This is a genomic window from Pseudomonas sp. H3_C08, assembly GCF_054669455.1.
The window spans coordinates 4034607-4058905 of sequence record NZ_CP162803.1 but is presented as its reverse complement, the minus strand read 5'-3'; the positions used below and the strand labels follow the sequence as shown (position 1 = coordinate 4058905).

23 protein-coding genes are annotated in these 24299 nt (G+C 58.8%); 12 read left to right on the top strand and 11 right to left on the bottom strand.

The features are described from left to right. Positions 1–5: 5 nt before the first annotated feature. The 6 genes from AB4N74_RS18480 to AB4N74_RS18455 all read right to left on the bottom strand — a co-directional run bounded on the left by AB4N74_RS18480 (position 6) and on the right by AB4N74_RS18455 (position 8343). Positions 6–1322 (bottom strand): OprD family porin, encoded by a 1317-nt coding sequence (locus tag AB4N74_RS18480; protein ID WP_460096875.1) that lies wholly within the window; start codon positions 1320–1322, stop codon positions 6–8. Positions 1323–1518: 196 nt separating this feature from the next. Further along, complete coding sequence (locus tag AB4N74_RS18475) at positions 1519–1740, bottom strand: hypothetical protein (protein WP_093430681.1); 222 nt, start codon at positions 1738–1740, stop codon at positions 1519–1521. A gap of 306 nt (positions 1741–2046) precedes the next feature. Then, positions 2047–3411: a heavy metal sensor histidine kinase gene (locus AB4N74_RS18470; protein ID WP_320336349.1), complete on the bottom strand. Its 1365-nt coding sequence runs from the start codon at positions 3409–3411 to the stop codon at positions 2047–2049. Further along, positions 3401–4078 carry a heavy metal response regulator transcription factor gene (locus tag AB4N74_RS18465; protein ID WP_007916978.1) on the bottom strand — a complete coding sequence of 226 codons (678 nt, stop codon included), beginning with the start codon at positions 4076–4078 and terminating at the stop codon, positions 3401–3403. Before AB4N74_RS18465 ends, AB4N74_RS18470 begins: the two co-directional genes overlap by 11 nt. A 9-nt stretch (positions 4079–4087) precedes the next feature. Beyond that, entirely contained in the window at positions 4088–7189 is a 3102-nt protein-coding gene (locus tag AB4N74_RS18460) for a multidrug efflux RND transporter permease subunit (RefSeq protein ID WP_093430679.1), read from the bottom strand. Then, the gene (locus AB4N74_RS18455) at positions 7186–8343 is read right to left on the bottom strand and encodes an efflux RND transporter periplasmic adaptor subunit (protein WP_460096872.1); all 1158 of its coding nucleotides are present in this window, start codon (positions 8341–8343) and stop codon (positions 7186–7188) included. Before AB4N74_RS18455 ends, AB4N74_RS18460 begins: the two co-directional genes overlap by 4 nt. Before the next feature lie 1069 nt (positions 8344–9412). On the opposite strand from AB4N74_RS18455, the gene AB4N74_RS18450 reads away from it, so the two are divergent. The 4 genes from AB4N74_RS18450 (at position 9413) to AB4N74_RS18435 (ending at position 10835) form a co-directional block, all read left to right on the top strand. Beyond that, positions 9413–9775: a DUF6124 family protein gene (locus tag AB4N74_RS18450; protein ID WP_460096870.1), complete on the top strand. Its 363-nt coding sequence runs from the start codon at positions 9413–9415 to the stop codon at positions 9773–9775. Between the two features lie 228 nt (positions 9776–10003). Further along, complete coding sequence (locus AB4N74_RS18445; protein WP_093430676.1) at positions 10004–10309, top strand: hypothetical protein; 306 nt, start codon at positions 10004–10006, stop codon at positions 10307–10309. 111 nt (positions 10310–10420) lie between these two features. Next, complete coding sequence (locus AB4N74_RS18440; protein WP_038362870.1) at positions 10421–10660, top strand: hypothetical protein; 240 nt, start codon at positions 10421–10423, stop codon at positions 10658–10660. Between the two features lie 19 nt (positions 10661–10679). Continuing rightward, on the top strand, positions 10680–10835 hold the full coding sequence (locus tag AB4N74_RS18435) for a hypothetical protein (RefSeq protein ID WP_286079715.1): 156 nt from the start codon (positions 10680–10682) through the stop codon (positions 10833–10835). A gap of 139 nt (positions 10836–10974) precedes the next feature. On the opposite strand, the gene AB4N74_RS18430 is transcribed toward AB4N74_RS18435, so the two are convergent. From AB4N74_RS18430 to norR, 5 genes are all read right to left on the bottom strand, one after another. Beyond that, on the bottom strand, positions 10975–11724 hold the full coding sequence (locus AB4N74_RS18430) for a YkgJ family cysteine cluster protein (protein ID WP_093430675.1): 750 nt from the start codon (positions 11722–11724) through the stop codon (positions 10975–10977). 83 nt (positions 11725–11807) lie between these two features. Next, positions 11808–12134: a hypothetical protein gene (locus AB4N74_RS18425; protein WP_414927047.1), complete on the bottom strand. Its 327-nt coding sequence runs from the start codon at positions 12132–12134 to the stop codon at positions 11808–11810. 145 nt (positions 12135–12279) lie between these two features. Then, positions 12280–12738 carry a GNAT family N-acetyltransferase gene (locus AB4N74_RS18420; RefSeq protein WP_460096867.1) on the bottom strand — a complete coding sequence of 153 codons (459 nt, stop codon included), beginning with the start codon at positions 12736–12738 and terminating at the stop codon, positions 12280–12282. Positions 12739–12765: 27 nt separating this feature from the next. Further along, on the bottom strand, positions 12766–13668 hold the full coding sequence (locus AB4N74_RS18415) for a chemotaxis protein CheW (RefSeq protein ID WP_460096865.1): 903 nt from the start codon (positions 13666–13668) through the stop codon (positions 12766–12768). Positions 13669–13994: 326 nt separating this feature from the next. Further along, positions 13995–15554, bottom strand: a complete 1560-nt coding sequence (gene norR / locus AB4N74_RS18410; RefSeq protein ID WP_460096863.1) for a nitric oxide reductase transcriptional regulator NorR — start codon at positions 15552–15554, stop codon at positions 13995–13997. Positions 15555–15718: 164 nt separating this feature from the next. On the opposite strand from norR, the gene hmpA reads away from it, so the two are divergent. The 8 genes from hmpA to AB4N74_RS18370 all read left to right on the top strand — a co-directional run bounded on the left by hmpA (position 15719) and on the right by AB4N74_RS18370 (position 24224). Next, positions 15719–16900 (top strand): NO-inducible flavohemoprotein, encoded by a 1182-nt coding sequence (gene hmpA / locus AB4N74_RS18405; protein WP_257356082.1) that lies wholly within the window; start codon positions 15719–15721, stop codon positions 16898–16900. Between the two features lie 235 nt (positions 16901–17135). Beyond that, positions 17136–17645: a disulfide bond formation protein B gene (locus AB4N74_RS18400; RefSeq protein WP_025109264.1), complete on the top strand. Its 510-nt coding sequence runs from the start codon at positions 17136–17138 to the stop codon at positions 17643–17645. An 843-nt stretch (positions 17646–18488) separates the two neighbouring features. Beyond that, positions 18489–19430: a ubiquinol oxidase subunit II gene (gene cyoA, locus AB4N74_RS18395; RefSeq protein WP_007916947.1), complete on the top strand. Its 942-nt coding sequence runs from the start codon at positions 18489–18491 to the stop codon at positions 19428–19430. Between the two features lie 3 nt (positions 19431–19433). Continuing rightward, positions 19434–21464 (top strand): cytochrome o ubiquinol oxidase subunit I, encoded by a 2031-nt coding sequence (gene cyoB, locus AB4N74_RS18390; RefSeq protein ID WP_007916945.1) that lies wholly within the window; start codon positions 19434–19436, stop codon positions 21462–21464. Between the two features lie 3 nt (positions 21465–21467). Further along, a complete protein-coding gene (cyoC, locus tag AB4N74_RS18385) occupies positions 21468–22091 on the top strand; it encodes a cytochrome o ubiquinol oxidase subunit III (protein WP_007916943.1) in 624 nt (207 codons plus the stop codon). Beyond that, positions 22091–22426, top strand: coding sequence for a cytochrome o ubiquinol oxidase subunit IV (gene cyoD, locus AB4N74_RS18380; RefSeq protein ID WP_007916940.1), 336 nt, complete (start codon positions 22091–22093; stop codon positions 22424–22426). The genes cyoC and cyoD overlap by 1 nt, the downstream gene beginning before the upstream one ends. Positions 22427–22437: 11 nt before the next feature. Next, complete coding sequence (cyoE, locus tag AB4N74_RS18375; RefSeq protein WP_007916939.1) at positions 22438–23325, top strand: heme o synthase; 888 nt, start codon at positions 22438–22440, stop codon at positions 23323–23325. Between the two features lie 407 nt (positions 23326–23732). Further along, the gene (locus AB4N74_RS18370; RefSeq protein WP_007916938.1) at positions 23733–24224 is read left to right on the top strand and encodes a RidA family protein; all 492 of its coding nucleotides are present in this window, start codon (positions 23733–23735) and stop codon (positions 24222–24224) included. Positions 24225–24299 lie beyond the last annotated feature (75 nt).

Here is a 24299-nt window from a genome sequence, read left to right as displayed (position 1 = left end):
GGATCTTAGAAGACGTTGATCGGGTAGTCGATGATCACGCGGTATTCATCTGTATCCGAATCAATCACGCCGTAGCCGTTGCCGCCTCGGTTGGTCGCCCATTGCAGGTGGACCGCCAGATCCTTGGCCTGACCGCTCTGCACCACGTACTTCAAGTCGAGATCGCGTTCCCAATGCTTGGCGTTGCGGCCATCGGCGCTGTACCAGTTGGAATAGCCTGTGCTGTCAGGGTCGACCTTGGTCAGATCCACAGTGCCGCGCGAGTAGGACACCGACGAGGTCAGCCCCGGCACGCCGACACCGGCGAAGTCATAGGCGTACTTGAGCTTCCACGAGCGCTCGTTCGGGCCGTTGAAGTCGGAATACTGCTGTGAGTTATCCAGATAAACGCTGTCGCCCTGGCTGATGTAGTCGAACGGCGTGTTGCCGTTGACCCGCTGATACGCGGCGGTAACGCTGTGATTACCGACGCCAACGGTGAAATGCAGGCTGTAGGTGTTGTTGTCGATGTTGCCCAGCAGCGCATCACCGGTGTCTTGCGTGTGATAGAAGTGCAAGCCCGGGTTGAGGCTGACCAGATCGTTCAACTGCCAGGTGTAGTCGAGGTCGTAGTAATACTGGTTCCAGATGTCCTTCAACTCAGAGGCATAAAGACTGCTGGTCAGGCCTTCGACACCGCTCCACGCCACGCCGGCCCAGTTCAGGTGCTGGCTCTCATCGCCGTCGGCAAGAGTGCCGTAGGAAGTGCCGATGCGCGTGTGCCCACTCTGGTTGTAAGGCTTGGTGAAACTGGCTTGGCCGCCTTCGATCAACCAGCCGTCGAAGCTGTGGTTGGTCAGGCTCACACCACGGAAAGTCTGCGGCAGCATGCGCGTATCACCGCCGGCGATGACCGGGTTGGTGAGGAACAGGTCACCGGCCTTCAACTCGGTATCGAACGCGCGCATTTTCAACGTGCCACCCGCCGTGGAGAACGCCCCCGGCGCTTTGCCGCCATTCTCTCTGACCGGCAGGATGCTCGAGCCGTCGGTGCCGCCACCGCCATCGAGCTTCAATCCCAGCATGGCGTGGGCATCGATGCCGAAACCGACCGTACCTTCGGTGTAGCCCGACTTGAAGATCCCGAGAAAGCCCTGGCCCCACTCGATGTTGTCGTCCGCCTTCTGCAAGCGGTTGCGATTCATGTAGTAGTTGCGAGTGTTGAGGTTGAGGCTCGAACCCTCGACAAAGCCATCTTTGGCAGGCTCGTCAGCGTGAGCGGCAGGGGCAATCGTTGCGGCAATTGCAATGAACAGCGGGGTGCAGCGAACTGGGTAACGCACGTGCGATGGAGCTCCTTGGGTCAACTGGCCCTTCAATGGCTTGAGGGCTTGATGTTTCTTGTTGTTACAGACGAACCAAACGGCTTTCAGACCACAACGAAAAAAGGCCGCTGAAAGGCAGCGGCCTGGAATGACGACGGTTGAACGGGAAGAGCCAAACAACCGCGTCGAGGGAAACGTTGGCGCGGTGCGCGACTCAGCTGTCTTTCTCGGCAGCTTGAGCCTGTGAGGTGGCAGCCTGCGGGGCTTGCGTGGCGTCTTGTGCCTTGGCCATCACTTCGGCCTGATGCTGATCGAAGGCCTGCGCGCGAGCGATATTTTGCGCTACGAACGACTGCGATTCTTCAGCCATCGCCATCGGCGACAGGATCAATGAGGACAAAACGAAAGCGCTGGCAATACCCATACTGTTGGACATCTTGAAAACCTTCTCGCTTGGCGAGTGCTGTTTGGTGCGGGCAAAGATAAGGTCGCCGGGCGTTGGGAAACAGCGTGATTTTCATAAATGACTGTTGCGCGGGAGGTAAAAGTCGAAGATCGCGGTGCAGCCAAGAGCAACCCCCTCACCCCAGCCCTCTCCCCCAAGGGGGGCGAGGGGGAAAGGGAGCCGATCGGGGGCTTTTCAAAGCTTGAGTTCGACTCGAGCTTTCAGGTCGGCGTACTTCGAGAGAACAACTCGGTCGGTCCCCTCTCCCTTTGGGAGAGGGTTAGGGTGAGGGGCTTTTCAGACCGGCAAATAAATCCCGAAGGTATTCATCCCCCGATCACTGCGCACAAACACATCGCCGCCATGCATCAGCGCAATCGCCTTGACGATCGCCAGCCCCAGCCCATGGTTATTGCCACTGTTGCTACGCGACGCATCGACCCGATAAAAGCGCTCGAACAACCGTGGCAAATGCTCGCTGGCAATCGGCGAACCGGGGTTGGCCACGCCGATACTCACCTGATGCTCTTTAACCTCGATGTGCACCTCGATCACCTGACCCGCGCCGGTGTGCTGCACCGCGTTGCTGAGCAAATTGATCAACGCCCGACGCAAATGCGCGACCTCGATCTGCACCTGCGCATCGCCGCTGACCTGCACCTCAACTTGCGCATCTTCAAGAATGAAATCCAGATATTCCAGGGTCGTTGCCACCTCATCCGCCAGCGACGTCGAGGTCAGTTTGGTCGCCTTGTTGCCCTGGTCGGCACTGGCCAGAAACAGCATGTCGTTGATGATCGAGCGCAGCCGTTCCAGCTCTTCCAGATTGGATTGCAGCACTTCGAAATAATGTTCGGCAGAACGCCCACGGGTCAGCGCCACCTGAGTCTGACCAATCAGATTGGTCAGCGGCGAACGCAGCTCATGAGCGACGTCGGCGTTGAACGATTCCAGCCGCGAGTAGGCCTGCTCAACCCGTTCCAGCGTCGAGTTGAAGGAGTCGACAAACTGCTCAAGTTCCGGTGGCAGCGGCGACAGACGCAAGCGCCCGGCCCGCAGTGGAGGCGCCAGTCGTTGAGCTTCATGGGACAGTTTGATCAGCGGTTTGAGACCAATCCGCGCGACCCAATAGCCCAGCGCCGAAGCCATCAGCACACCGACAATCGCCAGCCCGATCAAGGCAATCAGCAGGTTGTGCTGCGTCTCATGAAAGGTCTCGGTATTGATGCCGATCATGAACCGTAGCGGCGGACGCTGATCCTTGGCCGGCAACTCGGTCAGCAGCACTTTCAGTGGATAAGGCTGGCCGGGCAACTGCAAGTCATGCATGCCCAGCGGGCCTTTGGCAAAAGTACGGATCGCCGCATCGGGCTGACCGTATTCGTAACCCGGATCGCCGCTCACCACCCAGAAACGAATGCGTTTGTCCTCTTCACCCAGCAGCTTCAACTTGGCGTTGATCTTCACCCAATGCTCGGGCGTACCGAAGCGATTGAGCGCCGATTCGAGCACGCTGTAACGCGCATCCAGCTCGGCTTCCGGCAGCAGACCCAAGCCTTTATCGACCTGTTGATACAGCGCGCCGCCGATCAACAGAAACACCAGCAGCGCCACCAGCGTGAACATGCCGCTCAGGCGCAGGGCAATCGAGTTACTGGACACCACGGCTCTCCAGCACATAACCCATGCCACGAATGGTGTGCAGCAGTTTCTCGTCGAACGGCCCGTCGAGCTTGGCGCGCAGGCGTTTGATCGCGACTTCGACAACGTTGGCATCGCTGTCGAAATTGATGTCCCAGACCATCTCGGCGATGGCGGTTTTCGAAAGGATTTCACCTTGCCGGCGGGCGAGAACGCTCAACAGGGAGAACTCTTTGGCGGTCAGATCCAGTCGCGTGCCGGCGCGAGTCGCCTTGCGGCTGATCAAATCTATCCACAGGTCGGCGATGCTCACCTGCACCGGTTCATGCCCACCGCTGCGCCGGGTCAGCGCTTGCAGGCGCGCGACCAGCTCAAGGAAGGAAAACGGTTTGCCGAGGTAATCGTCGGCGCCGTCGCGCAGGCCTTTGATGCGGTCTTCGACGCGCTCGCGGGCGGTGAGCATGATCACCGGGGTTTGCTTGCGCGCACGCAACGCGCGCAACACGCCGAAGCCATCGAGGCCCGGCAACATGACGTCGAGGACGATCACCGCGTAGTCGCTTTCCAGCGCCAGATGCAGACCCTCGACGCCGTCGCGGGCCAGATCCACGGTGTAACCCTGTTCCGTCAGACCGCGGTGCAGATAGTCCGCGGTTTTTTCCTCGTCTTCGATAATCAGAACGCGCATGACCCTGCCTCAGTCTGTGGTCGCCAGCGCCGCTACGGGCGCAGGTTTGGGCCTGTGGAACAGCCGCTCAAGCCACAAGTATATGACCGGAGTGGTAAACAACGTCAGCATCTGGCTGACCAGCAAACCGCCGACCACCGCGATCCCCAGCGGCTGACGCAGTTCGGCGCCGGTGCCGTAACCGAGCATCAGCGGCAGGGCGCCGAGCAGGGCGGCGAGGGTGGTCATGATGATCGGCCGGAACCGCGTGATGCATGCTTCGAAAATCGCATCCTGCGGCGACAAGCCTCGGTGGCGCTGCGCTTCGAGGGCGAAGTCGATCATCAGAATGCCGTTCTTCTTGACGATACCGATCAATAGCACCAGCCCGATCAGCGCCATGATCGAAAAGTCCTGGCCGCAGATCCACAGCATGATCACCGCGCCCAAACCTGCCGCCGGCAGCGTCGAAATAATCGTCAGCGGGTGCACGAAGCTTTCATAAAGCACGCCGAGAATGATGTACACCGCCACCAGCGCCGCAAGAATCAGCCACGGCTGACTGGCCAGCGAACTCTGGAACGCCTGTGCCGCGCCCTGGAAGTTGCCGCTGATCGCCGTCGGCATGCCGATCTCGGCCTTGGCCTGATTGAGCAGAATCACCGCATCACCCAACGCCACGCCGGGCGCGAGGTTGAACGACAAATTGGCGGCCGGGAACATGCCGTCATGCGCGATCGACAGTGGGCCAATGGTTGGCGCATCGAATTTGGCCAGCGCTGACAGCGGCACCATCTCGCCACTCAGCGGTGAGCGCAGGTAGAAATAGTTGAGGCTTTCGGCCTTGCCGCGTTGTTTGGTGTCCAGCTCCAGAATCACGTTGTACTGATTGACCTGAGTCTGGAATTCGTTGATCTGCCGTTGCCCGAAGGCATCGTACAGCGCCTCGTCGACATCGCTCGCGGTCAGGCCGAAACGTGCGGCGGCGCTGCGGTCGATGCTGATGTGGGTGATGCTGCCGCCCAGTTGCAGATCGTTGGAAATGTCGCGGAACGCCGGGTTGCTGCGCAGTTTTTCCGTGAGGCGTTGCGTCCATGTGGCGAGGGTCGCGCCGTCGTTACTCTTCAGCACGTATTGGTACTGCGCACGGCTCGGCCCGGAGCTGAGGTTGATGTCCTGGCCGGCGCGCAGGTAGAGGACGATGCCGGGGACCTTCATCAGTTGCGGACGGATGCGGTCGATGAACTGACTGGCTGAAACATCACGGTCACCGCGTTTTTTCAGGGCGATCCAGAAGCGGCCGTTGGCGATGGTCTGGTTACTGCCGGACACGCCGACCGAGTGGGAAAACGCCTGCACGGCCGGATCGGCAGCGACGATTTCGGCCATCGCCAGGTGTTTTTTCACCATGTCGCCGTAGGAAATATCCGCTGCAGCTTCGGTTGTCCCAAGGACGAAACCGGTGTCCTGCACTGGGAAGAAACCCTTGGGGATAAAGATGTAACCGCCAATTGCCATCGCCAGCGACAGACCGAACACGCCGATCATCAATTTCTGATGGGCGAGGGCGCGGCGCAGGCCTTTCTCGTACCAGCCGAGCAAGCGTTCGCTGAAGCCCGGTTTGGCGTGGGCGTGATGCACCGGTTTGCGCATAAACAGCGCCGCTAGTGTTGGCGCCAGAGTCAGCGACACCACCACGGAAATCATGATGGTCGAGGTCGCTGTCAGGGCGAATTCCTTGAACAGCCGCCCGACCACACCGCCCATGAACAGCAGCGGAATAAACGCCGCCACCAGCGAGAAACTGATCGATACCACGGTAAAGCCAATCTCGCCGGCGCCCTTGATCGCGGCTTCGCGCATATCGTCGCCGGCCTCAAGGTGCCGGTGGATGTTTTCCACCACCACGATCGCATCGTCGACGACGAAGCCGACCGCGACGACGATCGCCACCAGCGTCAGGTTGTTCAGGCTGAAACCGAGGAGGTACATCAAAGCGAAACTGGCGATCAGCGAAACACCCAGTACCGCCGAGACAATCAGGGTCGCCGACAACTGACGCAGGAACAGCGCCATCACCGCCACCACCAGCAGGATCGCGATCAACAGGGTGATCTCGACCTCATGCAGCGAGGCGCGAATGGTCTGGGTGCGGTCGATCAGGGTTTTCACTTGCACCGAGGCCGGCAGCATCGCTTCGAGGCCGGGCAGGGCGGCTTGAATGCGGTCAACGGTTTCGACGATGTTGGCGCCGGGTTGGCGCGAGATCACCAGGTTTACCCCCGGTTGATCGCCCGCCCACGCTTGCACATAGTCATCTTCCGAACCGTTGATAACGTTAGCGACATCTCTTAGGTGAACCGGGGCGCCGTCCTTGTAGGAAACGATGAGCTGGCGGTATTCCTCGGGCTGGAACAACTGGTCGTTGGTCGACAGCGTGGAGATGCTTGATTCGCCGTACAGCGCCCCTTTGGCGAGGTTGAGGCTGGTCTGCTGAATCGCCAGTCGGATATCGGCGAGGGTCAGGCCGATCGCCGCGAGTTTGTCCGCCGAGGCTTGCACGCGAATTGCCGGACGTTGCTGACCGGTGATGTTGATTTGGCCTACGCCGTCGATCTGACTGATCTGACGCGAGAGCAGGGTTTCCACCAGGTCGCTGAGTTCGGTGCCGGGCATTTGCGTCGAGCTGACGCTGAGAATCAGCACCGGGCTGTCGGCCGGGTTGACCTTCTTCCAGGTCGGTAGCGTCGGCATGTCCTTGGGCAGTTTACCGGCGGCGGTGTTGATCGCTGCCTGGACTTCCTGCGCAGCGGTGTCGATGCTTTTATCGAGGGTGAATTGCAGGGTCAAAAGGCTTGAGCCCAGCGCACTGCTCGATGTCATCTGGGTCATGCCGGGGATGGCGCTGAATTGCACCTCCAGCGGCGTGGCGACGGACGAGGCCATGGTGTCGGGGCTGGCGCCGGGTAACTTCGCCGAAACTTGAATCGTCGGAAATTCCGCTTCCGGCAGTGGGGCGATTGGCAGGCGCGGGAAGGCAATTGCGCCGACCAATACCAGCGCGATGGTCAGCAGAATCGTCGCCACCGGATGATCGATGCACCACGTGGAGACGCCTTTGTGCGCCTTCATGGTTTCGGCTCCGCTTGCACCACCTGCGCCGGTTCGGTCATGACCTGTACGGTCGAGCCGGGCTTAAGCCGCGACTGGCCGTCGGTGACCAGCACGTCACCGGCCTTCACGCCTTTGATGATGTCCTGGCCGCTGCCTTGATAAACCATCTGCACTTGCACGGCTTCGACCTTGTCGCCGTTGACCCGATAAACGAAGTGTTGATCGAGGCCACGTTGTACGACGGTGGGCGGGACGACCAGCGCATCTTTGTCGAGGGCTGTCTGAATTTTTACCGTGACCAGCAGGCCGGGCCAGAGCTTCTGGCTGGCGTTGTCGAATTCGGCCTTGGCGCGGATGGTGCCGGTGTTGGCGTTGATCTGGTTGTCGATGAGGGTCAGGTGACCTTCGCCGAGCAGGTTGCCGGTTTCGCCGTCCGTGTCGGCGCCGATGTAGGCCTTGACTTGCGCGCGTTGCGGGTCGTTGATCAAGCCTTGCAGGGTCGGCAGCATTTGCTGGGGCAGGGAGAATTCGACGGCGATCGGGTCGATCTGGGTGACGGTGAACAGGCCGGCGGTGTCGGTCATGCGCAGGAAGTTGCCTTCGTCGACGGTGCGAATACCGACACGGCCGGTGACCGGGGAGCGGATCTGTGTGTAGGAAAGTTGTACTTGCGCAGCATCAATCGAAGCCTGGTTGCCTTGGGCGGTGGCTTTGAGCTGGTTGACCAGGGCTTGTTGCTGGTCGTAGGTCTGTTTCGAAATGCCGTCGTCGACGGTGAGCAGTTTGTAGCGTTTGAGGTTGACCAGGGCGACTTGCAGTTGCGCCTGGCTTTCGCCCAGTTGGGCGCGGGCCTGGTCGAGGCTGGCGCGAATGGAGCGGTCGTCGATGGTGGCCAGCAGGTCGCCTGCTTTGACGAGTTGGCCTTCTTTGACGAGGATTTTGGTGAGGATGCCGTCGATCTGGGGGCGTACTACGACGCTGTGTAATGAGAGTACGGAGCCGATGCCGCTGGTGTAGCGGGGGACGTCTTTTTCGCTGACCGCTATGACTCGCACCGGGATGGCGGTGGGGGTGGCGAGTTTGGTTGGGGCGGGTTTCATTGCCCACCATGTACCTGCGGCGGCCAGGACGATCACTAGGGCTAGCAGGGCTGTGTTTTTTTGGATTCGCATGCGGGGTGGGCGCCGGACGGATTTTGGGCAGGGTTAGGGTCTTTATAAACTTGTTTTGGGGTCAGGAGGGTGACGGCTAGCTGTCGGCGCTGTCAGTTTTCTCTGGGTGTATATCCGTTTTTGCGGGTGTGGCTGATTACGGTTCCGCCCTTACGGCGGGTCACTTTTTACAAACGCCTAAAAAGTAACCAAAAACGCTTGCTCCTGCGTGCGGCCCGCTCGCTGGGGCTCGGGGTTCCTTCGCTGCGGGATCGATCCGGGCGCAGCGCCTACGGTTTGCTTCGCTGCACCTCCTCTCGCTGTGTTTGGCTGCGCCAAACGGTCGCTGCGCTCCCACGCCCGGATCAATCCCTCCACTCAGCCTTCCGACGTCGCTCGTGGATCAAGATCAAGAGCAGGCGAGCTGACACTCGGCCTATTGAGTGGTGAAGAGCGGGGCGTGGTCGGCGTTGGTTTTGTGTTGGATTCGCCCCTCACCCCAGCCCTCTCCCGGAGGGAGAGGGGGCCGATTTGTGTGTTTTTCAGAGCCTCAGTTCGACGCGGTATCGCACGTCGGCGTAGTTCTCCCAAACAACTCGGTCAGTCCCCTCTCCCTCCGGGAGAGGGCTAGGGTGAGGGGCTTTTGATCTGTTTCAGAATCTGAGTTCGACTCGGTATTTCACGTCGGCGTAGCTCTGCCAAACACCACGGTCAGTTCCCTCTCCCTCTGGGAGAGGGCTAGGGTGAGGGTTGGCATTTGGCTGTTTAAATTTGTGTCAAATAACCAGAACCTTCCCACAATGTTTTCAGGTTGTCCGTCGGACGTGCGCTCTCTAGTCTTTGGCTGTCGCCGAAAACTCGGTGATCGGGTGTGAGAACCCGGAAAAATTAGTGATTCAGTCCATCAGTCCGCATAATTGCCGGCAGCTTGTCCGCTGCTCGCAAATGCTTCATGGCGGCTATGTGCGGGCAGACTTCGGTCTGGCCGGTTTCCTATTTTTCCGGTTTCTCACCCCGCACATAGCTGCCACCCACTTCGCCGCGTGAGAAACGGCAAGGGATGGCTCCCATTTGCAAAATAGGGTTTCCAATGACTAAGCCAGTTCCAGATCCACCCATCGATCCCACAACCCCACTCGAAGACGCCATCCGCGCCGACGACCAGATCAAACCCCGCGAAGCCATCAAACGCGCGCTCGATTTCTACCTTTGCCCCGAACCGGTCAAACCGCGTCAGCCCAGTACGATGTTCCTCATCCACCCGAACATCGACACCGAAAGCCTGCTTGCCCACGCCTGCGAATCGCTGGCTTCAGCCAATGTCATGGCCGGTGATCTGGCCGATCAGCTCAGTCGCCCGCAGCGCAGTACGGCGCTGGCGATCCAGCAGATCGTCATGCTCGCCGAGCTGGCGGTAAACCGGGCGCTGGATCGGGTTGATCCGCAGGGTTGAACACCGCGTCATCGTTCATCGCCAGCAGGCTGGCTCCCACAGTTAAAACGTATTCCAATTGTAGGAGTGAGCCTGCTCGCGATGGCGGTATAACGGTCCCAAAAAGGGACCGATCAGTCCCTATTCGGGACCCATTTGCCAACTATGCTTCTCAAGATCCGTCCCAGCACGCGGATAACATGGTGTAGCCCGGGTTCTCTGGGCCGCTCACCCCGGGAGTGTCTTGAAATGCAGCTGAAAACCGCTCTGCCGTATGTGCTTCTCTTGCTTCCACTCACAGCATTCGCCGCGCCGGCCAGTCAATCCGGTGAGATCCGCTTCACCGGGCAAATCGTTGATTCGGGTTGTCAGGTCGGGCCGGTCGGGGCGTTTGTTGCTCGTGAGTCTCGCCAGATTGAAATCAAGCCCGGCGTGAAAGTCGATGTCGACACTGAGCGCAACGCCTGTAGCCATCAGTCGCTGCCGATTTCCATGCGCTATGAAGCGCTGAAGACCTCGGCCGACAAAGGCATCGTCACCATCACCTACCTGTAAACCGTTCGGCGTGCGCTGCAAATCTTCAGGTGCCGAGCCATGGCGCACAGGTATACTGCGCGCCTTCGCGGCTCACTGATCGGGCCCGACTTTTTGCTTTCCGGAGCTTTTATGACTTCCCCGACCCTGCCGCCGGTTGACGACGCTGTGAGCGATGTCTCGGCTGAACTGGCCGATACCAGCGAAACCAAAGCCGATATCCCGGCGTTCAAATTTCCGTTCAAACCGGGCGAGCTGGCTTCTGCCAAAGGCTCGAACCAGCCGTGGTACAAGAACGGCGCCAAGAACGGCCACACCAAGACCCCGGGCATGGCGCCGCCGGGCACCCGCCGTTCGATGGGCAAGCGCTGAGTTTTATTCGCGCTATCCCATGAAGATCAATCTCCCGGTGACCGGTCGCAACGTCGATGTGGCGCTGGATGAGGGGCGGCAGAGTCAGCGCAACTCCGAGGACGTGGCGGGGGTGGCCGGTGATTTAAGGTTGCTGGCGCGGGAGTTCTGGGCGCGGCGGCAGATCCGCGATTGAGATTGTCCGGGCCGGCGTCTTCGCGAGCAAGCTCGCTCCCACAGGTTTTTCGGTCGTTCATACAATTCGTGCACGACACAATCTCTGTGGGAGCGAGCTTGCTCGCGAAGAGGCCCGGATAGGCGCTTAAGAATCTGGATCAAGCCGCGCGCAGCGAGATAAACGCATACGTCTGCGCCGGCTCAGTCACCACCTGTGCCCCGGCCGCCAGCACTTGCCCGGCCACATCATCCCCGGACACATGAAACACCCACTCACTCGGAGTCGTCGTCAGCGGTTGCGCGGTGACCTGATCAATCACCGAAGCAAAAGCACTCATATTCGGCAAGTACGCAGTAAACCCGTCTCCCTTCAGCGCTGTGGTGCGAATCCCGAGCATCGCGCAAATCGCGTCCTTGATGCCGATGTCATCCCGATCGGCCTGGCGCGAGCGCTGAATCAACTCCACCAGTTCCTGATCCACCAACTCACCGCCGGCAATCAACACCGGCCCCTGTTGCCAGGACTCCGGCGGACAATCCTTGGCGGCAGGGTTGAGCGGGATATGCGGATTGATTTCTGCCGGATAAATGCGGCACACCAACGGCCGTCGCTCGTAGATCCGGCACAACTTGTCTTCGTCAAGATTCCGACAGGGGCCGACGTTGTACGCGGCGAAAGTGATCGCCACATGGGCGTCTGCCGCGCCGCTGCGAACGAGCGCTGAGCGCCGTTCGGCATGTTCCCGCTGCTGCGCCGGCAAACCCAGGCCATTACCGAGAAATGCCTCGACCAGCACGATCACCTGACCGCCATCCGCCGCCCACATGCGGGCTTCGGTGAGGGTCAGCGGGACATGGTGATCGGTGCAGCATTTGCCGCAGCCTACGCAGGAAAACGTCGTATTCATTGAGCGATCTGTCTTCAATCAGGGTGTGAAACGGTGGCGGAAAACCACCGCACAGAACTGGATCGAAGCAAGTTATGCGCCATTCACTTGGTTTTAACGGGCGGGCGGATCGAATCCCACTCGCTGACGAAGGCGGTTTTCGACTGTTTGTTGTACAGACACAGTTCGGTGCCTTGCTGACCTTTCATGTGTTTTTGTGGGTATTGGCCTTGCAGCAACACGGCGGTGTAGCCGACGCGGTCATCGAATTGTGCGGGGGTGCCGACCGGTTTGGCGTTTTTCAAGCCGCTGGCCTTGGTGCAACTGGCGAGCACGGTTTTGTCGTAGGCGGCCCAGGCGTCGGGGCTGGAGGCGTGCGCCTGGGAGGCGAGGGCGGTGAGGCAGAGCAGGCTTAAGGTGATGGCTTTCATGGGGAATCCTTGGTCGTGGGTGGCCAAGGTTTGAGTCTGCCTGAGAAGGGAAGTTGCCTGTGCTGGCCTCTTCGCGAGCAGGCTCGCTCCCACCGTTTGAAAAGCATTCCAGGGTGGGAGCGAGCCTGCTCGCGAAGACGGTCGATCAGTCCGGCACCAGCTCGCGGCGGACCACATACATCCCGGCACTTTCATACAAGCGCTGCGCCCGCTGGTTGTCCTCCAGCACTTTCAGATCAACAAACCCTTCCCGGCGCTGCTGAAACACCTTGAATGCATTGAACAGCAACGCCCGGCCTAATCCTCGGCCCTGCATGCGCGGATGCACCACCAGATTTTTGATATACGAGCTGGTCCAGCATTGCGCCACGCCGACCACGCCTTCGCCATCACGGGCAATCAAACACAGGCTCGGATCGTATTCAGGATCGGTTTCGAACTGCTGCTGCCAAACGTCCAGCGCCGGCACTCGGCCGCCACCTTCGCGGTAGCCGAGTTGCATCAAGTCATGCACATCGGCCGCCAGTTCGACGGAGTACGTGCACAGTTCAATGCCTTGAGGCCAAACCGCATCCGGCGCGTCCTTGCTCAGATCGCGCCGCATCAAAAAACAATACCTCTGGGCCAAGACTTAGTGCCCGTGTGCGGCGACGTGTTTGGCCGCTTCGATCAGGCAGAGGGTCAGTTCTGGAGAGGAGAACTTGGTCAGTACACCGTTCGCCCCGGCCAGACGCGCTTTTTCGCTGTTCATCGCGCTGTCGAGCGAGGTGTGCAGCAGCACGTACAAATGGGCGAAGTCCGGAGTCTCGCGCAGGGTACGGGTGAAGGCGTAGCCGTCCATCTCGGACATTTCGATGTCGGAGACGATCAGGTTGATCTGCTGCGCCGTGCCTTGCAGGTCGAGCAGGCAGTCGATGGCTTCCTTGGCGCTGCGTGCGGTGTGGCATTGCAGGCCGAGGTTGCGCAGGGTGTGCACCGATTGCTGCAGCGCCACCTGGCTGTCGTCGACCACCAGGATGCGTGCGTTGCCGAGCACCTCGGCGTCTTCCATGGTCAGGTCGGTCGGGGCCATTTCGATCTGCGCCGGGGCGATGCTGTGGATAACCTTTTCGATATCCAGCACCTGCACCAGCGTGCCGTCCACCGATGTCACGCCGGTGATGTAGGCACGCGAGCCGCCGGAACCGAACGGAGGCGGTTTGATGTCGGTGGTCAGGCAGTGGACGATTTTGCTCACCGCTTGTACATGCAGGCCCTGCTTGGAGCGGCTGACGTCGGTGACGATCAGGCAGCCGCCGTTCGGGTCTTCCAGCGGGCGTTCGCCGATGGCGCGGCTGAGGTCGATCACCGACAGCGAAGCACCGCGCAGGGTGGCGATGCCTTTCACGTGCGGGTGCGACTCCGGCAGCTTGGTCAGCGGCGGGCAGGGGATGATTTCACTGACTTTCAGCAGGTTGATCGCCATCAGCTTGCCGCTGCGCAAGGTAAACAGCAGAAGCGAAAGTGAGTCTGCGCGGGCTTTGGTGGAGGACATATGAACCTTCTGTGGAAAGGTGGTGGGCGAGGGTGCAAATCGCCAAAAACTATTGATGCCGGGTTATCGGCGTTAAAGGGGTGGGCTTTAGGTTAGTTGTCGGGTGGTCGGCTTGAGTTGATCGCTGTTCTCTCTATCACTGTCCCTCACCCCAGCCCTCTCCCAGAGGTAGAGGGGGCCGACCGAGGTGTCTGGCGTTGTACATCGACCTGAATGACCGAGTCGATTATGGATTCGGTAAAGCAGATTCAGGTCTGCGTGTTTCTTAAGCATCCCCGGGTCGGTCCCCTCTCCCTCCGGGAGAGGGCTAGGGTGAGGGTGTGCTTTTAGCCTTTCATCCCCAGCCGTTTGGCCATGCGACTGAGGTTGGCTCTATCCAGCCCCAACTCCCGCGCCGCACTCGCCCAGTTATCCTGATTACGTTCCAGCGCCGCACTGATCAAGCGCCGCTGATACTGCTCGGTCGCACTGCGCAGATCCCCGCTGATCAGCGGCATCTCAGCCACAACTCCGGCAACCGCTTCAACCGAGTTATCCACAACCTCGCGCGGCAAATCCAGATCCGCCGCGCTCAAACTGAGAATCTTCGGCCGCACCTTGCAGTTGCCCAGCGCCTTCAACGCACTGCGCCCGATCAAGTGTTCCAGCTCTCGCACGTTGCCCGGCCAAGTGTAGGCGAGCAGTGCTTCCTGGGCGTCGCTGTTCAGGCGCAGGCTGTTGAGGCCCATGCGCGAGCGGTTCTGTTCGAGGAAGAAACCACTGAGCAACAACACATCGCGGCCACGATCACGCAGCGCCGGCACGCGCAACGGGTAGACGCTGAGGCGATGGTAGAAGTCGGCACGATAGCGACCGCTGCGCACTTCTTCGGCGAGGTCGCGGTTGGTCGCTGCAATCAGACGCACATCGACCTGATGCTCCTTGTCCGACCCCAAACGCTGCAACTGACCGCTCTGCAAAACGCGCAATAATTTCGCCTGCACGGTCAGCGATAACTCGCCGACCTCATCGAGAAACAGCGTGCCGCCATTGGCCAGTTCGAACTTGCCGCGTCGATCGCTGGTGGCGCCGGTGAAGGCACCGCGCACGTGGCCGAACAGTTCGCTTTCTACCAGCGTGTCGGGCAGGGCGGCGCAGTTGAGGCTGATGATTGGTTTTTCGGCACGGGGCGAGGCGGCGTGAATCGCTTGGGCGACCAGTTCTTTGCCGACGCCGGTTTCCCCGGTAATCAACACCGTCAGATCGCTGCCGCCGACCAGATTGATTTCCTCCACCAGTTTTTTCAGCGCCTTGCTCTGGCCGATCATTTCGCGGTTCTGCTGGCCGCTGGCCTGACGATAAACCTCGGCGCGCTGGTGCTCGTCTTCTACGCGATTGGCCAGGCGTTGAATGCGTTCGGCGGCGTTGACCGTGGCCGAGGCGAGGCTGGCGAAGGCTTGCAGGGCGTCGAGTTCGATCGGTTCGAAACGCTCGGGGTCGAGAGCGTCGAGGGTGATCAGGCCCCAGAGTTTTTCATCGACAAATAAAGGGCAGCCGAGGCAATCGTGAACCTCCAGATGCTCGTCGAGTCCGTCGACGAGACCGTCATAAGGATCGGGCAAGTCGCTGTCGGCGGCGAAGCGCGTGGGTCCGGCTCCGCTGAGGAGAATTTCGAAACGCGGGTGCTCGCTGACTTTGAAGCGCCGACCGAGGGTGTCCGTACTTAAACCGTCCACGGCCAGCGGCACCAGCGATTCGCCGTCGAGGCGCAACAATGCAGCGGCATCGCAGGGCAGCAGGGCGCGCATGGCTTCGAGCAGGCGTCGATAACGCTCGCCCTCGGGCAGTTCGCGGGACAAATCGGAAACTAAGGGCAGCAGGGCGGTGAGCAGGGATTTGGCGGTCATGGTCTTGTAGTCAAAGAGACAAGATGTAGTCGGGATGACTATAAAGGCCTTTGGGTCGTTATGACTACATAGTTATTAAGTTATTGATTTATTTGAAAAAATAAATTGGCACGGAATCTGATAACCCTAAGGTAACTTTTCAAAGAAGCTCAGGAGTCAACCTTATGCTTAGCGTTCAGGATCGTGCCATCGTCAAATCCACCGTGCCTCTGCTGGAAAGCGGCGGTGAAGCGCTGATCACTCACTTCTACCGCATGATGCTCTCTGAATACCCTGAGGTCCGGCCGCTGTTCAACCAGGCCCACCAGGCCAGCGGTGACCAGCCGCGCGCCTTGGCCAACGGCGTGTTGATGTACGCGCGGCACATCGATCAGCTCGACCAGTTGGGTGATCTGGTGGCGAAGATCATCAACAAGCACGTGGCCCTGCAGATCCTCCCGGAACACTACCCGATTGTCGGTGCCTGTCTGCTCCGCGCTATTTCCGAAGTGCTCGGCGAAGAGATTGCCACGCCAGAAGTGATGAGCGCGTGGGGCGCGGCGTACGGTCAACTGGCGGACATTCTGATCGGCGCCGAAACCGCGATCTATGACCAGAAAGAACAAGCCGTCGGCGGCTGGCGCGGGGCGCGTGAGTTCATCGTCGCGGCCAGGGTCGAGGAGAGCGCGGAAATCATTTCGTTCTACTTTGAGCCGGCAGACAAAGGCCCGATTCTCGCGGCCGAACCGGGTCAATACATCGGCATGAAGCTGATCCTTGATGGCGAAGAAATCCGCCGCAACTACTCGCTGTCGGCACTGGCGAACAACGGTCAGTACCGCATCAGCGTCAAACGCGAACCGGGTGGTCGTGCCTCCAATCACTTGCACGATCAACTGCAGGTCGGCGCGAGCATCCAGTTGTTCCCGCCATCGGGTGAGTTCACTTTGACCGCGAGCGACAAGCCGTTGGTGTTGATCAGCGGCGGCGTCGGCATCACGCCAACTCTGGCGATGCTTGAAGCCGCGCTGGAAACCGAGCGTCCGGTGCACTTTATCCACTGCGCGCGCAATGGCAGCGTGCATGCGTTCCGCGGCTGGATTGATGAGCTGGCTGAACGTCATCCGCAACTCAAGCGTTTTTACTGCTATGCCGAGGATGACGGTGTGAGTCCGGCAGCGGACAAGGTCGGGATCCTGGATCAGGCACAGCTTGGCGAGTGGTTGCCGCAGCAGCGTGATGTCGACGCCTACTTCCTTGGGCCGAAGGGTTTCATGGGGGCGATCAAGCGGCATTTGAAAGCGCTGGGTGTGCCGGAGAAACAAAGCCGTTATGAGTTCTTCGGGCCGGCTTCGGCTTTGGAATGATTTAAGACCGAGTCGCCCCCTTCGCGAGCAAGCTCGCTCCCACAGGATCTTTATTTGACGCAGATCCAATGTGGGAGCGAGCTTGCTCGCGAAGGCCGTTATGCGGTCTGAATTTGTGAAACATGATCCAAGGTTAATGGTTGCTTAACCGCTTTATCGTTTATTCCCCCGGTGTAGACTTGCGACAACCTTCAGCCGCGAGCCGGTTGAACCATGGACATAAAAGGGAAACGCGATGAGCGAGGAAACGATTCGGTTGGGCCGTGAGCGGCGCTTTCTGGTGCTGTTGGGGATCATCTGCCTGGCGCTGATCGGTGGCGCTCTATATATGCAGATCGTGCTCGGCGAAGCGCCGTGCCCGCTGTGCATCTTGCAGCGCTATGCGTTGCTGCTGATCGCGCTGTTCGCGTTCATCGGCGCGGCCATGCGCACCCGTCGCAGCATCACCGTGTTCGAGGTGCTGGTGGTGATTTGTGCGATTGCCGGGGCCGGTGTGGCCGGGCATCACGTGTACACCCAGTTCTATCCGGCGGTGAGTTGCGGCATCGATGTGCTGCAGCCGATTGTCGATGATCTGCCGCTGGCGAAGATCTTCCCGCTGGGCTTCCAGGTTGACGGTTTCTGCTCGACGCCGTACCCGCCGATCCTTGGCTTGTCGTTGGCACAATGGGCACTGGTGGCGTTCGTGCTGGTGGTGATCCTGGTGCCGCTGCTGACCTCGCGTAACCGAAAAGCACTGCGCTGAGTCAACTAATCGGCTGTCTGGCCGATACAGAAAACGCCTCGATTTGCGGATCAGCCAATCGGGGCGTTTTGCTTTTCACGGTGTTTGTGAAAACACCGTGACGGGTGGCAAGGAAGGGTGTGGCAAGTGTGCGACATGTTGTCACACGCGCCATGTCGCAGGGCCATTGAGTGACGCGGAATCGGCCGTTGTTACAAAAAAGGATTGGTCAGTTTCGGGGTTTTTCGGCTTTAGCACGCGAGTGCCAGAGCAGGCAGTTTTAACAAGCGCGGGTATATGGCCAAAAGCCTTGGGTTATCGGGCTTTGCGCTGTTCCAGCGTTCGGAAATAGCCTTCGGAGCTGTCTGAACTGACGCGGGTACACCTACATTTTTTGGTGTTTTTGTTGAGAATCTATTTCGATAACATGTGGAACTTTTGCAAAAATGGCGATGCATTGTTGCTCGAACGGATAAAAATTATTTCGGGATAAGACATGGTGTATAGGGCGCTACCTATCTACAATCGCCCGCACTGAATTCCCGGCACTGTTCAGCCTTTATTAAGGAACGCTTTTTTATTAAGGCGCTGCGCAGAAAGTCGGGTGTCGAGTGAGTCGAAAGGCTTTCAAGACACCCAGGTGTCGGTGCCTTCCAACTTTCCGCACCAAATGGAATTGGTCTGTAACAAGGCCTTTGACCACGAATTCGAATAAGAACTGACCGCTGTCCCAGGTTTTGTCGAGCGTCTGACGCGCGACGGGCGGCCCTTATTCAATCCAAAGAAAATGCCAACCCTTGGCAGGGTGAAGTGTTGGCGATCAAAACCCAACTGCATTGCGCAAGCTGCTTTAGAGGTCGTGAGATGAGTAAAAACAGGTACCCCAGATTACTAGGCCTAGTGCCGCTGCTCGGCACGTTGTTGCTGGGAGGCTGCAACATGACCTTGCTCAATCCAACGGGCCAGGTTGGCCTGGAACAGCGAAACCTGATCATCACCGCGACCCTGCTGATGCTGTTGGTCGTTGTGCCGGTTATCGTCATGACCTTCCTGTTCGCCTGGAAGTACCGCGCGTCGAACAAGAACGCCGTCTACACCCCGAAATGGTCGCACTCGACCAAAATCGAAGTGGCAGTCTGGACCATCCCGGTCCTGATCATCATTGCCCTGGGTTACATCACCTACATTTCGACCCACGAACTGGACCCGTATCGTCCGATTCAATCCGACGTCAAGCCAGTGACCATCGAAGTCGTTGCGCTGGACTGGAAGTGGCTGTTCATCTACCCGGAACAAGGCATCGCCACGGTCAACAAGATCGTGTTCCCGGCGCACACGCCAATCAACTTCAAGATCACCTCTGACGCTGTGATGAACTCGTTCTTCATCCCGGGTCTGGGCGGCCAGATCTACGCGATGGCGGGCATGCAGACCAAGCTGCACCTGATCGCTGACCGCAACGCTGAAATGGACGGTATCTCCGCCAACTACAGCGGCGCGGGTTTCACCGGTATGAAATTCAAGGCTATCTCCACCACTCAGGAAGATTTCGACGCCTGGGTAAGTGAAGTCAAGAAGTCACCTAAACAGCTTGATCAAGCTGAATACGCGGCCCTTGCCAAACCGAGCCAGAACAACCCAGTCGAGCTCTACTCCTCGGTCACGCCGAACCAGTTCCAGATCATCGTCGACAAGTACGAAGGTATGAAGCCGGGCAAGCCGCTGAAGCACGAGAAGAAAGAGAAAGAAGTGGCGGCCACGGAAATTGACTCGAGTTCGCATTCAGCTGCCGGGGCAGAGGAGTAAACGATGTTTGGTAAATTAAGTTGGGAAGCAGTCCCATTCCACGAGCCGATCGTGATGGTGACCATCGCCATGATCGCCCTCGGTGGTCTGGCGCTGTTCGCTGCAATCACCTACTTCAAGAAGTGGACCTACTTGTGGACCGAGTGGCTGACTTCGGTCGACCACAAGAAAATCGGCGTGATGTACATCATCGTTGCCATGGTCATGCTGCTGCGCGGTTTTGCCGACGCCATCATGATGCGTACCCAGTTGGCCATGGCCACCGAGGGTTCGCCTGGCTACCTGCCACCTGAACACTATGACCAGATCTTCACCGCTCACGGTGTGATCATGATCATCTTCATGGCGATGCCATTCTTCACCGGCCTGATGAACCTTGCAGTGCCGCTGCAGATCGGCGCGCGTGACGTTGCGTTCCCGTTCCTGAACTCCCTGAGCTTCTGGCTGCTGGTATCCGGCGTAGTGCTGATCAACCTGTCCCTGGGCGTCGGCGAATTCGCCAAGACCGGTTGGGTTGCCTATCCACCATTGTCGGGTCTGCAATACAGCCCTGGCGTGGGCATGGACTACTACATCTGGGCGCTACAGCTATCCGGGTTAGGTACGACGCTAACGGGGGTTAACTTCCTCGCGACCGTACTGAAAATGCGTACCCCTGGCATGAAACTGATGGACATGCCGATCTTCACCTGGACCTGCACCTGGGCAAACGTTCTGATCGTGGCTTCGTTCCCGATCCTGACCGCTACCCTGGCATTGCTGACCCTTGACCGTTACATGGATTTCCACATTTTCACCAATGAACTTGGTGGCAATCCAATGATGTACGTCAACCTGTTCTGGGCGTGGGGCCACCCTGAGGTTTACATCCTGATCCTGCCGGCATTCGGCATCTTCTCGGAAGTGATCTCGGCGTTCACCGGCAAGAAACTGTTCGGCCACCACTCGATGATCTACGCCTCGGGCGCGATCTCGGTACTGGGCTTCATGGTTTGGCTGCACCACTTCTTCACCATGGGTTCGGGTGCAAGCGTCAACGCCTTCTTCGGTCTGGCGACGATGCTGATTTCCATCCCGACGGGTGTGAAGCTATTCAACTGGCTGTTCACCATCTACCAGGGCCGTCTGCGCTTCACCAGCCAGGTTCTGTGGACTCTGGGCTTCATGGTGACCTTCGCCATCGGCGGCATGACCGGCGTACTGCTGGCCATCCCGGGTGCTGACTTCGTTCTGCACAACAGCCTGTTCGTGATCGCGCACTTCCATAACGTGATCATCGGCGGTGCGGTATTCGGTTACATCGCTGGTTTCGCGTTCTACTTCCCGAAAGCGTTCGGCTTCAAGCTGCACGAAGGCTGGGGTAAAGCAGCGTTCTGGTTCTGGATCTCGGGCTTCTTCGTCGCGTTCATGCCGCTCTATGCACTGGGCTTCATGGGCATGACCCGTCGTCTGAACGCCACCACCAACCCTGAGTGGGTACCGTACCTGTACGTTGCCATGTTCGGTGCGGTGATGATCGCTGTCGGTATCGCCTGCCAACTGATCCAGCTGTACGTCAGTGTGCGCGACCGCAACAAGCCAGAGAACGTTTGCGATCACGGTGACCCGTGGAATGCGCACACTCTGGAATGGTCGACCTCGTCGCCACCTCCGTTCTACAACTTTGCTGTGCTGCCTAAGGCTGACTGCATCGACCCGTTCACCGAAGCCAAGGAAAACGGTACTGCGTACCAGCGTCCGGCCAAGTACGAGCCGATCCACATGCCGAACAACACCGCCACTGGCGTGGTGATGGGCGCACTGTTGACCGTCTTCGGTTTCGCGATGATCTGGCACATCTGGTGGTTGGCGATCGCCAGCCTGGCCGGCACCGTCATCTACTTCGTGATCCACGCTGCACGTGACGACCAGGGCTATATGGTTCCGGTTGAAACGATCGAGCGTATCGAAGCCGAGCAGCACAAGCGTCTGGTTGCGGCAGGGAAAATCCCGGCCGGTGCCACCCGTGTTGAAACCTCGTTGGAACAGGCTTAAACCATGTCGAACTTAGTGACCAATGTTGGACACGCCCATGGTGACCATGGGCACGATGACCATCACCACGACTCGGGCGAGATGACCGTATACGGTTTCTGGCTCTACCTGATGACCGACTGCATTCTGTTTGCGTCGATCTTCGCGGTGTACGCAGTACTGGTAAACAACGTTGCCGGTGGCCCGTCGGGCCACGACATCTTCGAACTGCCATATGTGCTGGGCGAAACCGCTCTGCTGTTGTTCAGTTCGATCACCTACGGCTTCGCCATGCTGGCGTTGTACAAAGGCAAGAAGCAGGCGGTCCTGGGTTGGTTGTTCATGACCTTCCTGCTCGGCGCAGGCTTTATCGCCATGGAGATCAACGAGTTCCACCTGCTGATCTCCGAGGGCTTCGGTCCTAGCCGTTCGGGCTTCCTGTCCGCGTTCTTCACCCTGGTCGGTACCCACGGTCTGCACGTATCTGCGGGTCTGATCTGGATGGGCATCATGATGTACCAGGTCAACAAGCACGGCCTGACGGCGACCAACAAGACCCGTCTGAGCTGCCTGAGCCTGTTCTGGCACTTCCTGGACGTGGTGTGGATCTGCGTATTCACCGTTGTTTACCTGATGGGGACTCTGTAATGGCTAATGCACACTCCCATGACAGCCATGATGCTGGCCACGGCAGCGTAAAGTCGTACGCCATTGGCTTCATCCTGTCGGTGATCCTGACCGTCATCCCATTCGGTCTGGTGATGTACCCGAGCCTGCCGAAGGCCACCACGCTGGCAATCGTTCTGCTGTTCGCAGTAATCCAGGTGATTGTTCACCTGTATTACTTCCTGCACCTGGACCGTTCCATTGCTCAGCGTAACAACGTGATTGCATTCGTCTTCACGGCGATCGTGATCGTGCTGCTGGTTGGCCTGTCGTTGTGGATCATGTTCAGCATCCACACCTACATGATGGCGAAGTGAGGTAAGACCCGATGTCGCTCAAGCACTTTATCCAAATCACCAAACCGGGGATCATTTTCGGTAACGTGCTTTCTGTGGCAGGCGGGTTTTTCCTGGCCTCGAAAGGGCATGTGGATCTGGCGGTGTTTCTGGCTGCCATGATCGGTACATCCCTGGTTGTTGCCTCCGGTTGCGTGTTCAACAACTGCATCGACCGCGACATCGACCTGAAGATGGAACGCACTAAAAACCGGGTGCTGGTGCAGGGCTTGATCTCCCTGAAACTGGCCCTGGTCTACGCGACCATCCTTGGTGTTCTCGGCGTTGCGTTGTTGTACAAGGTGGCCAACCCGTTGGCCGCTTTGTTCGCGGTGATCGGCTTCATCATCTACGTCGGCTTCTACAGCCTGTACCTCAAGCGCAAGTCGGTTCACGGCACGCTGGTGGGCAGTCTGTCGGGCGCCATGCCGCCAGTGATCGGTTACGTCGCCGTAACCAACAGCTTCGACATGGCCGCGCTGACGTTGCTGGTGATGTTCAGCCTGTGGCAGATGCCGCATTCCTACGCCATCGCGATCTTCCGCTTCAACGATTACCTGGCCGCATCGATTCCGGTGCTGCCAGTGAAGCGCGGGATTCAAGTGGCCAAGAAGCACATCCTGCTCTACATCCTGGCGTTCCTCGTAGCGACCTTGATGCTGACCTTCAGCGGTTACGCCGGCATGAGCTACCTCGCCGTCGCCGCGGCCATGGGCATGTACTGGTTGTACATGGCCTGGACCGGCTACAAAGCGGTGGATGACACGGTCTGGGCACGCAAGCTGTTCGTGTTCTCGATCTTCACCATCACTGCGTTGAGCGTCATGATGTCCCTGGACTTCAAGGTGCCCGCAGAGCTGCTGCTGACGTACGCGCCGTAAGGTTTAAAGGCTGGACGAAAAACCCCGCACATTGAGAGATGTGCGGGGTTTTTTGTTGGGCGCTATTCAAGGTCGAGCGTGCCTTTGGGAAACGACTGTCTGCTTATAGAGAGATATCCTACCTTCAGAAAACTTTTCATTAGTTAGGATCCCCAGAGGCTATTTTCTAATGGGGCATGTTTGGATGAAAAAGCGCGATCTGTTTGCTGAGTTAATGCAGGGCGTCGCAGAGATGGCGGCTCACCGTGAAAATGTGGCGAAGGATGCCTTAGCGGCCGGTTGCTATCACTTCGTGAAACACCTAGATTTGGATCCAACTACGTCGATGACCTGCCACAAATCGAATCTCCGGCAATCATCGGTCTTAACCTGCGGTTCTTCATGCACTGATCATAAGGCTGGGCGAAATGACTGAGAGGATGACCTGCGACGAGCGTTTTATTGCCCTGGCCCAAGAGCTGAACTACGACATCTATGGTGAGAACACCGCCGGCGGCAATTACGCGCCGCTGATCCGTCATCATGATGAGCTGTACATCAGCGGCATGGTGCCGCGCACTAACGGCAAGATTCAGTATCCGGGTCGCGTCGGGCTGGAGTTGACCCTCAAGGATGCGCAAGCCGCCGCGAGCATCAGTGCGATGCGTTGCCTGGCGCTGATCGTCGATGCGGTGGGTTCGCTGGACAAAATCAAGGCGTTGTTGCGGGTGACGGTGTATGTGAAGTCGACGCCGGACTTCGTTGATCTGAGCGAAGTCGCCAACGGTGCCTCGGACGTGTTCAGTCATGTGCTCGGCGATGCCGGCCGGCACACGCGCACTACGGTTGGCGTGTATCAGTTGCCGAAGAACGCAGCGATTGAAGTGGACATGATTGTAGCGTTGCATCCTTCGGCTTGAGGTTGGTTTAGCGGCTTGCCCTCACCCTAACCCTCTCCCTCGGGAGAGGGGACTGACCGAGGTGTGTTGCGCTAT

What these genes read in the sequence shown, in the direction of transcription:
- AB4N74_RS18475 (WP_093430681.1), bottom strand. Translation starts at nt 1,740, where the DNA reads ATGTCCAACAGTATGGGTATTGCCAGCGCTTTCGTTTTGTCCTCATTG.
- AB4N74_RS18465 (WP_007916978.1), bottom strand. Translation starts at nt 4,078, where the DNA reads ATGCGCGTTCTGATTATCGAAGACGAGGAAAAAACCGCGGACTATCTG.
- AB4N74_RS18460 (WP_093430679.1), bottom strand. Translation starts at nt 7,189, where the DNA reads ATGAAGGCGCACAAAGGCGTCTCCACGTGGTGCATCGATCATCCGGTG.
- AB4N74_RS18455 (WP_460096872.1), bottom strand. Translation starts at nt 8,343, where the DNA reads ATGCGAATCCAAAAAAACACAGCCCTGCTAGCCCTAGTGATCGTCCTG.
- AB4N74_RS18450 (WP_460096870.1), top strand. Translation starts at nt 9,413, where the DNA reads ATGACTAAGCCAGTTCCAGATCCACCCATCGATCCCACAACCCCACTC.
- AB4N74_RS18445 (WP_093430676.1), top strand. Translation starts at nt 10,004, where the DNA reads ATGCAGCTGAAAACCGCTCTGCCGTATGTGCTTCTCTTGCTTCCACTC.
- AB4N74_RS18440 (WP_038362870.1), top strand. Translation starts at nt 10,421, where the DNA reads ATGACTTCCCCGACCCTGCCGCCGGTTGACGACGCTGTGAGCGATGTC.
- AB4N74_RS18435 (WP_286079715.1), top strand. Translation starts at nt 10,680, where the DNA reads ATGAAGATCAATCTCCCGGTGACCGGTCGCAACGTCGATGTGGCGCTG.
- AB4N74_RS18430 (WP_093430675.1), bottom strand. Translation starts at nt 11,724, where the DNA reads ATGAATACGACGTTTTCCTGCGTAGGCTGCGGCAAATGCTGCACCGAT.
- AB4N74_RS18425 (WP_414927047.1), bottom strand. Translation starts at nt 12,134, where the DNA reads ATGAAAGCCATCACCTTAAGCCTGCTCTGCCTCACCGCCCTCGCCTCC.
- AB4N74_RS18420 (WP_460096867.1), bottom strand. Translation starts at nt 12,738, where the DNA reads ATGCGGCGCGATCTGAGCAAGGACGCGCCGGATGCGGTTTGGCCTCAA.
- AB4N74_RS18415 (WP_460096865.1), bottom strand. Translation starts at nt 13,668, where the DNA reads ATGTCCTCCACCAAAGCCCGCGCAGACTCACTTTCGCTTCTGCTGTTT.
- norR (WP_460096863.1), bottom strand. Translation starts at nt 15,554, where the DNA reads ATGACCGCCAAATCCCTGCTCACCGCCCTGCTGCCCTTAGTTTCCGAT.
- hmpA (WP_257356082.1), top strand. Translation starts at nt 15,719, where the DNA reads ATGCTTAGCGTTCAGGATCGTGCCATCGTCAAATCCACCGTGCCTCTG.
- AB4N74_RS18400 (WP_025109264.1), top strand. Translation starts at nt 17,136, where the DNA reads ATGAGCGAGGAAACGATTCGGTTGGGCCGTGAGCGGCGCTTTCTGGTG.
- cyoA (WP_007916947.1), top strand. Translation starts at nt 18,489, where the DNA reads ATGAGTAAAAACAGGTACCCCAGATTACTAGGCCTAGTGCCGCTGCTC.
- cyoB (WP_007916945.1), top strand. Translation starts at nt 19,434, where the DNA reads ATGTTTGGTAAATTAAGTTGGGAAGCAGTCCCATTCCACGAGCCGATC.
- cyoC (WP_007916943.1), top strand. Translation starts at nt 21,468, where the DNA reads ATGTCGAACTTAGTGACCAATGTTGGACACGCCCATGGTGACCATGGG.
- cyoD (WP_007916940.1), top strand. Translation starts at nt 22,091, where the DNA reads ATGGCTAATGCACACTCCCATGACAGCCATGATGCTGGCCACGGCAGC.
- cyoE (WP_007916939.1), top strand. Translation starts at nt 22,438, where the DNA reads ATGTCGCTCAAGCACTTTATCCAAATCACCAAACCGGGGATCATTTTC.
- AB4N74_RS18370 (WP_007916938.1), top strand. Translation starts at nt 23,733, where the DNA reads ATGACTGAGAGGATGACCTGCGACGAGCGTTTTATTGCCCTGGCCCAA.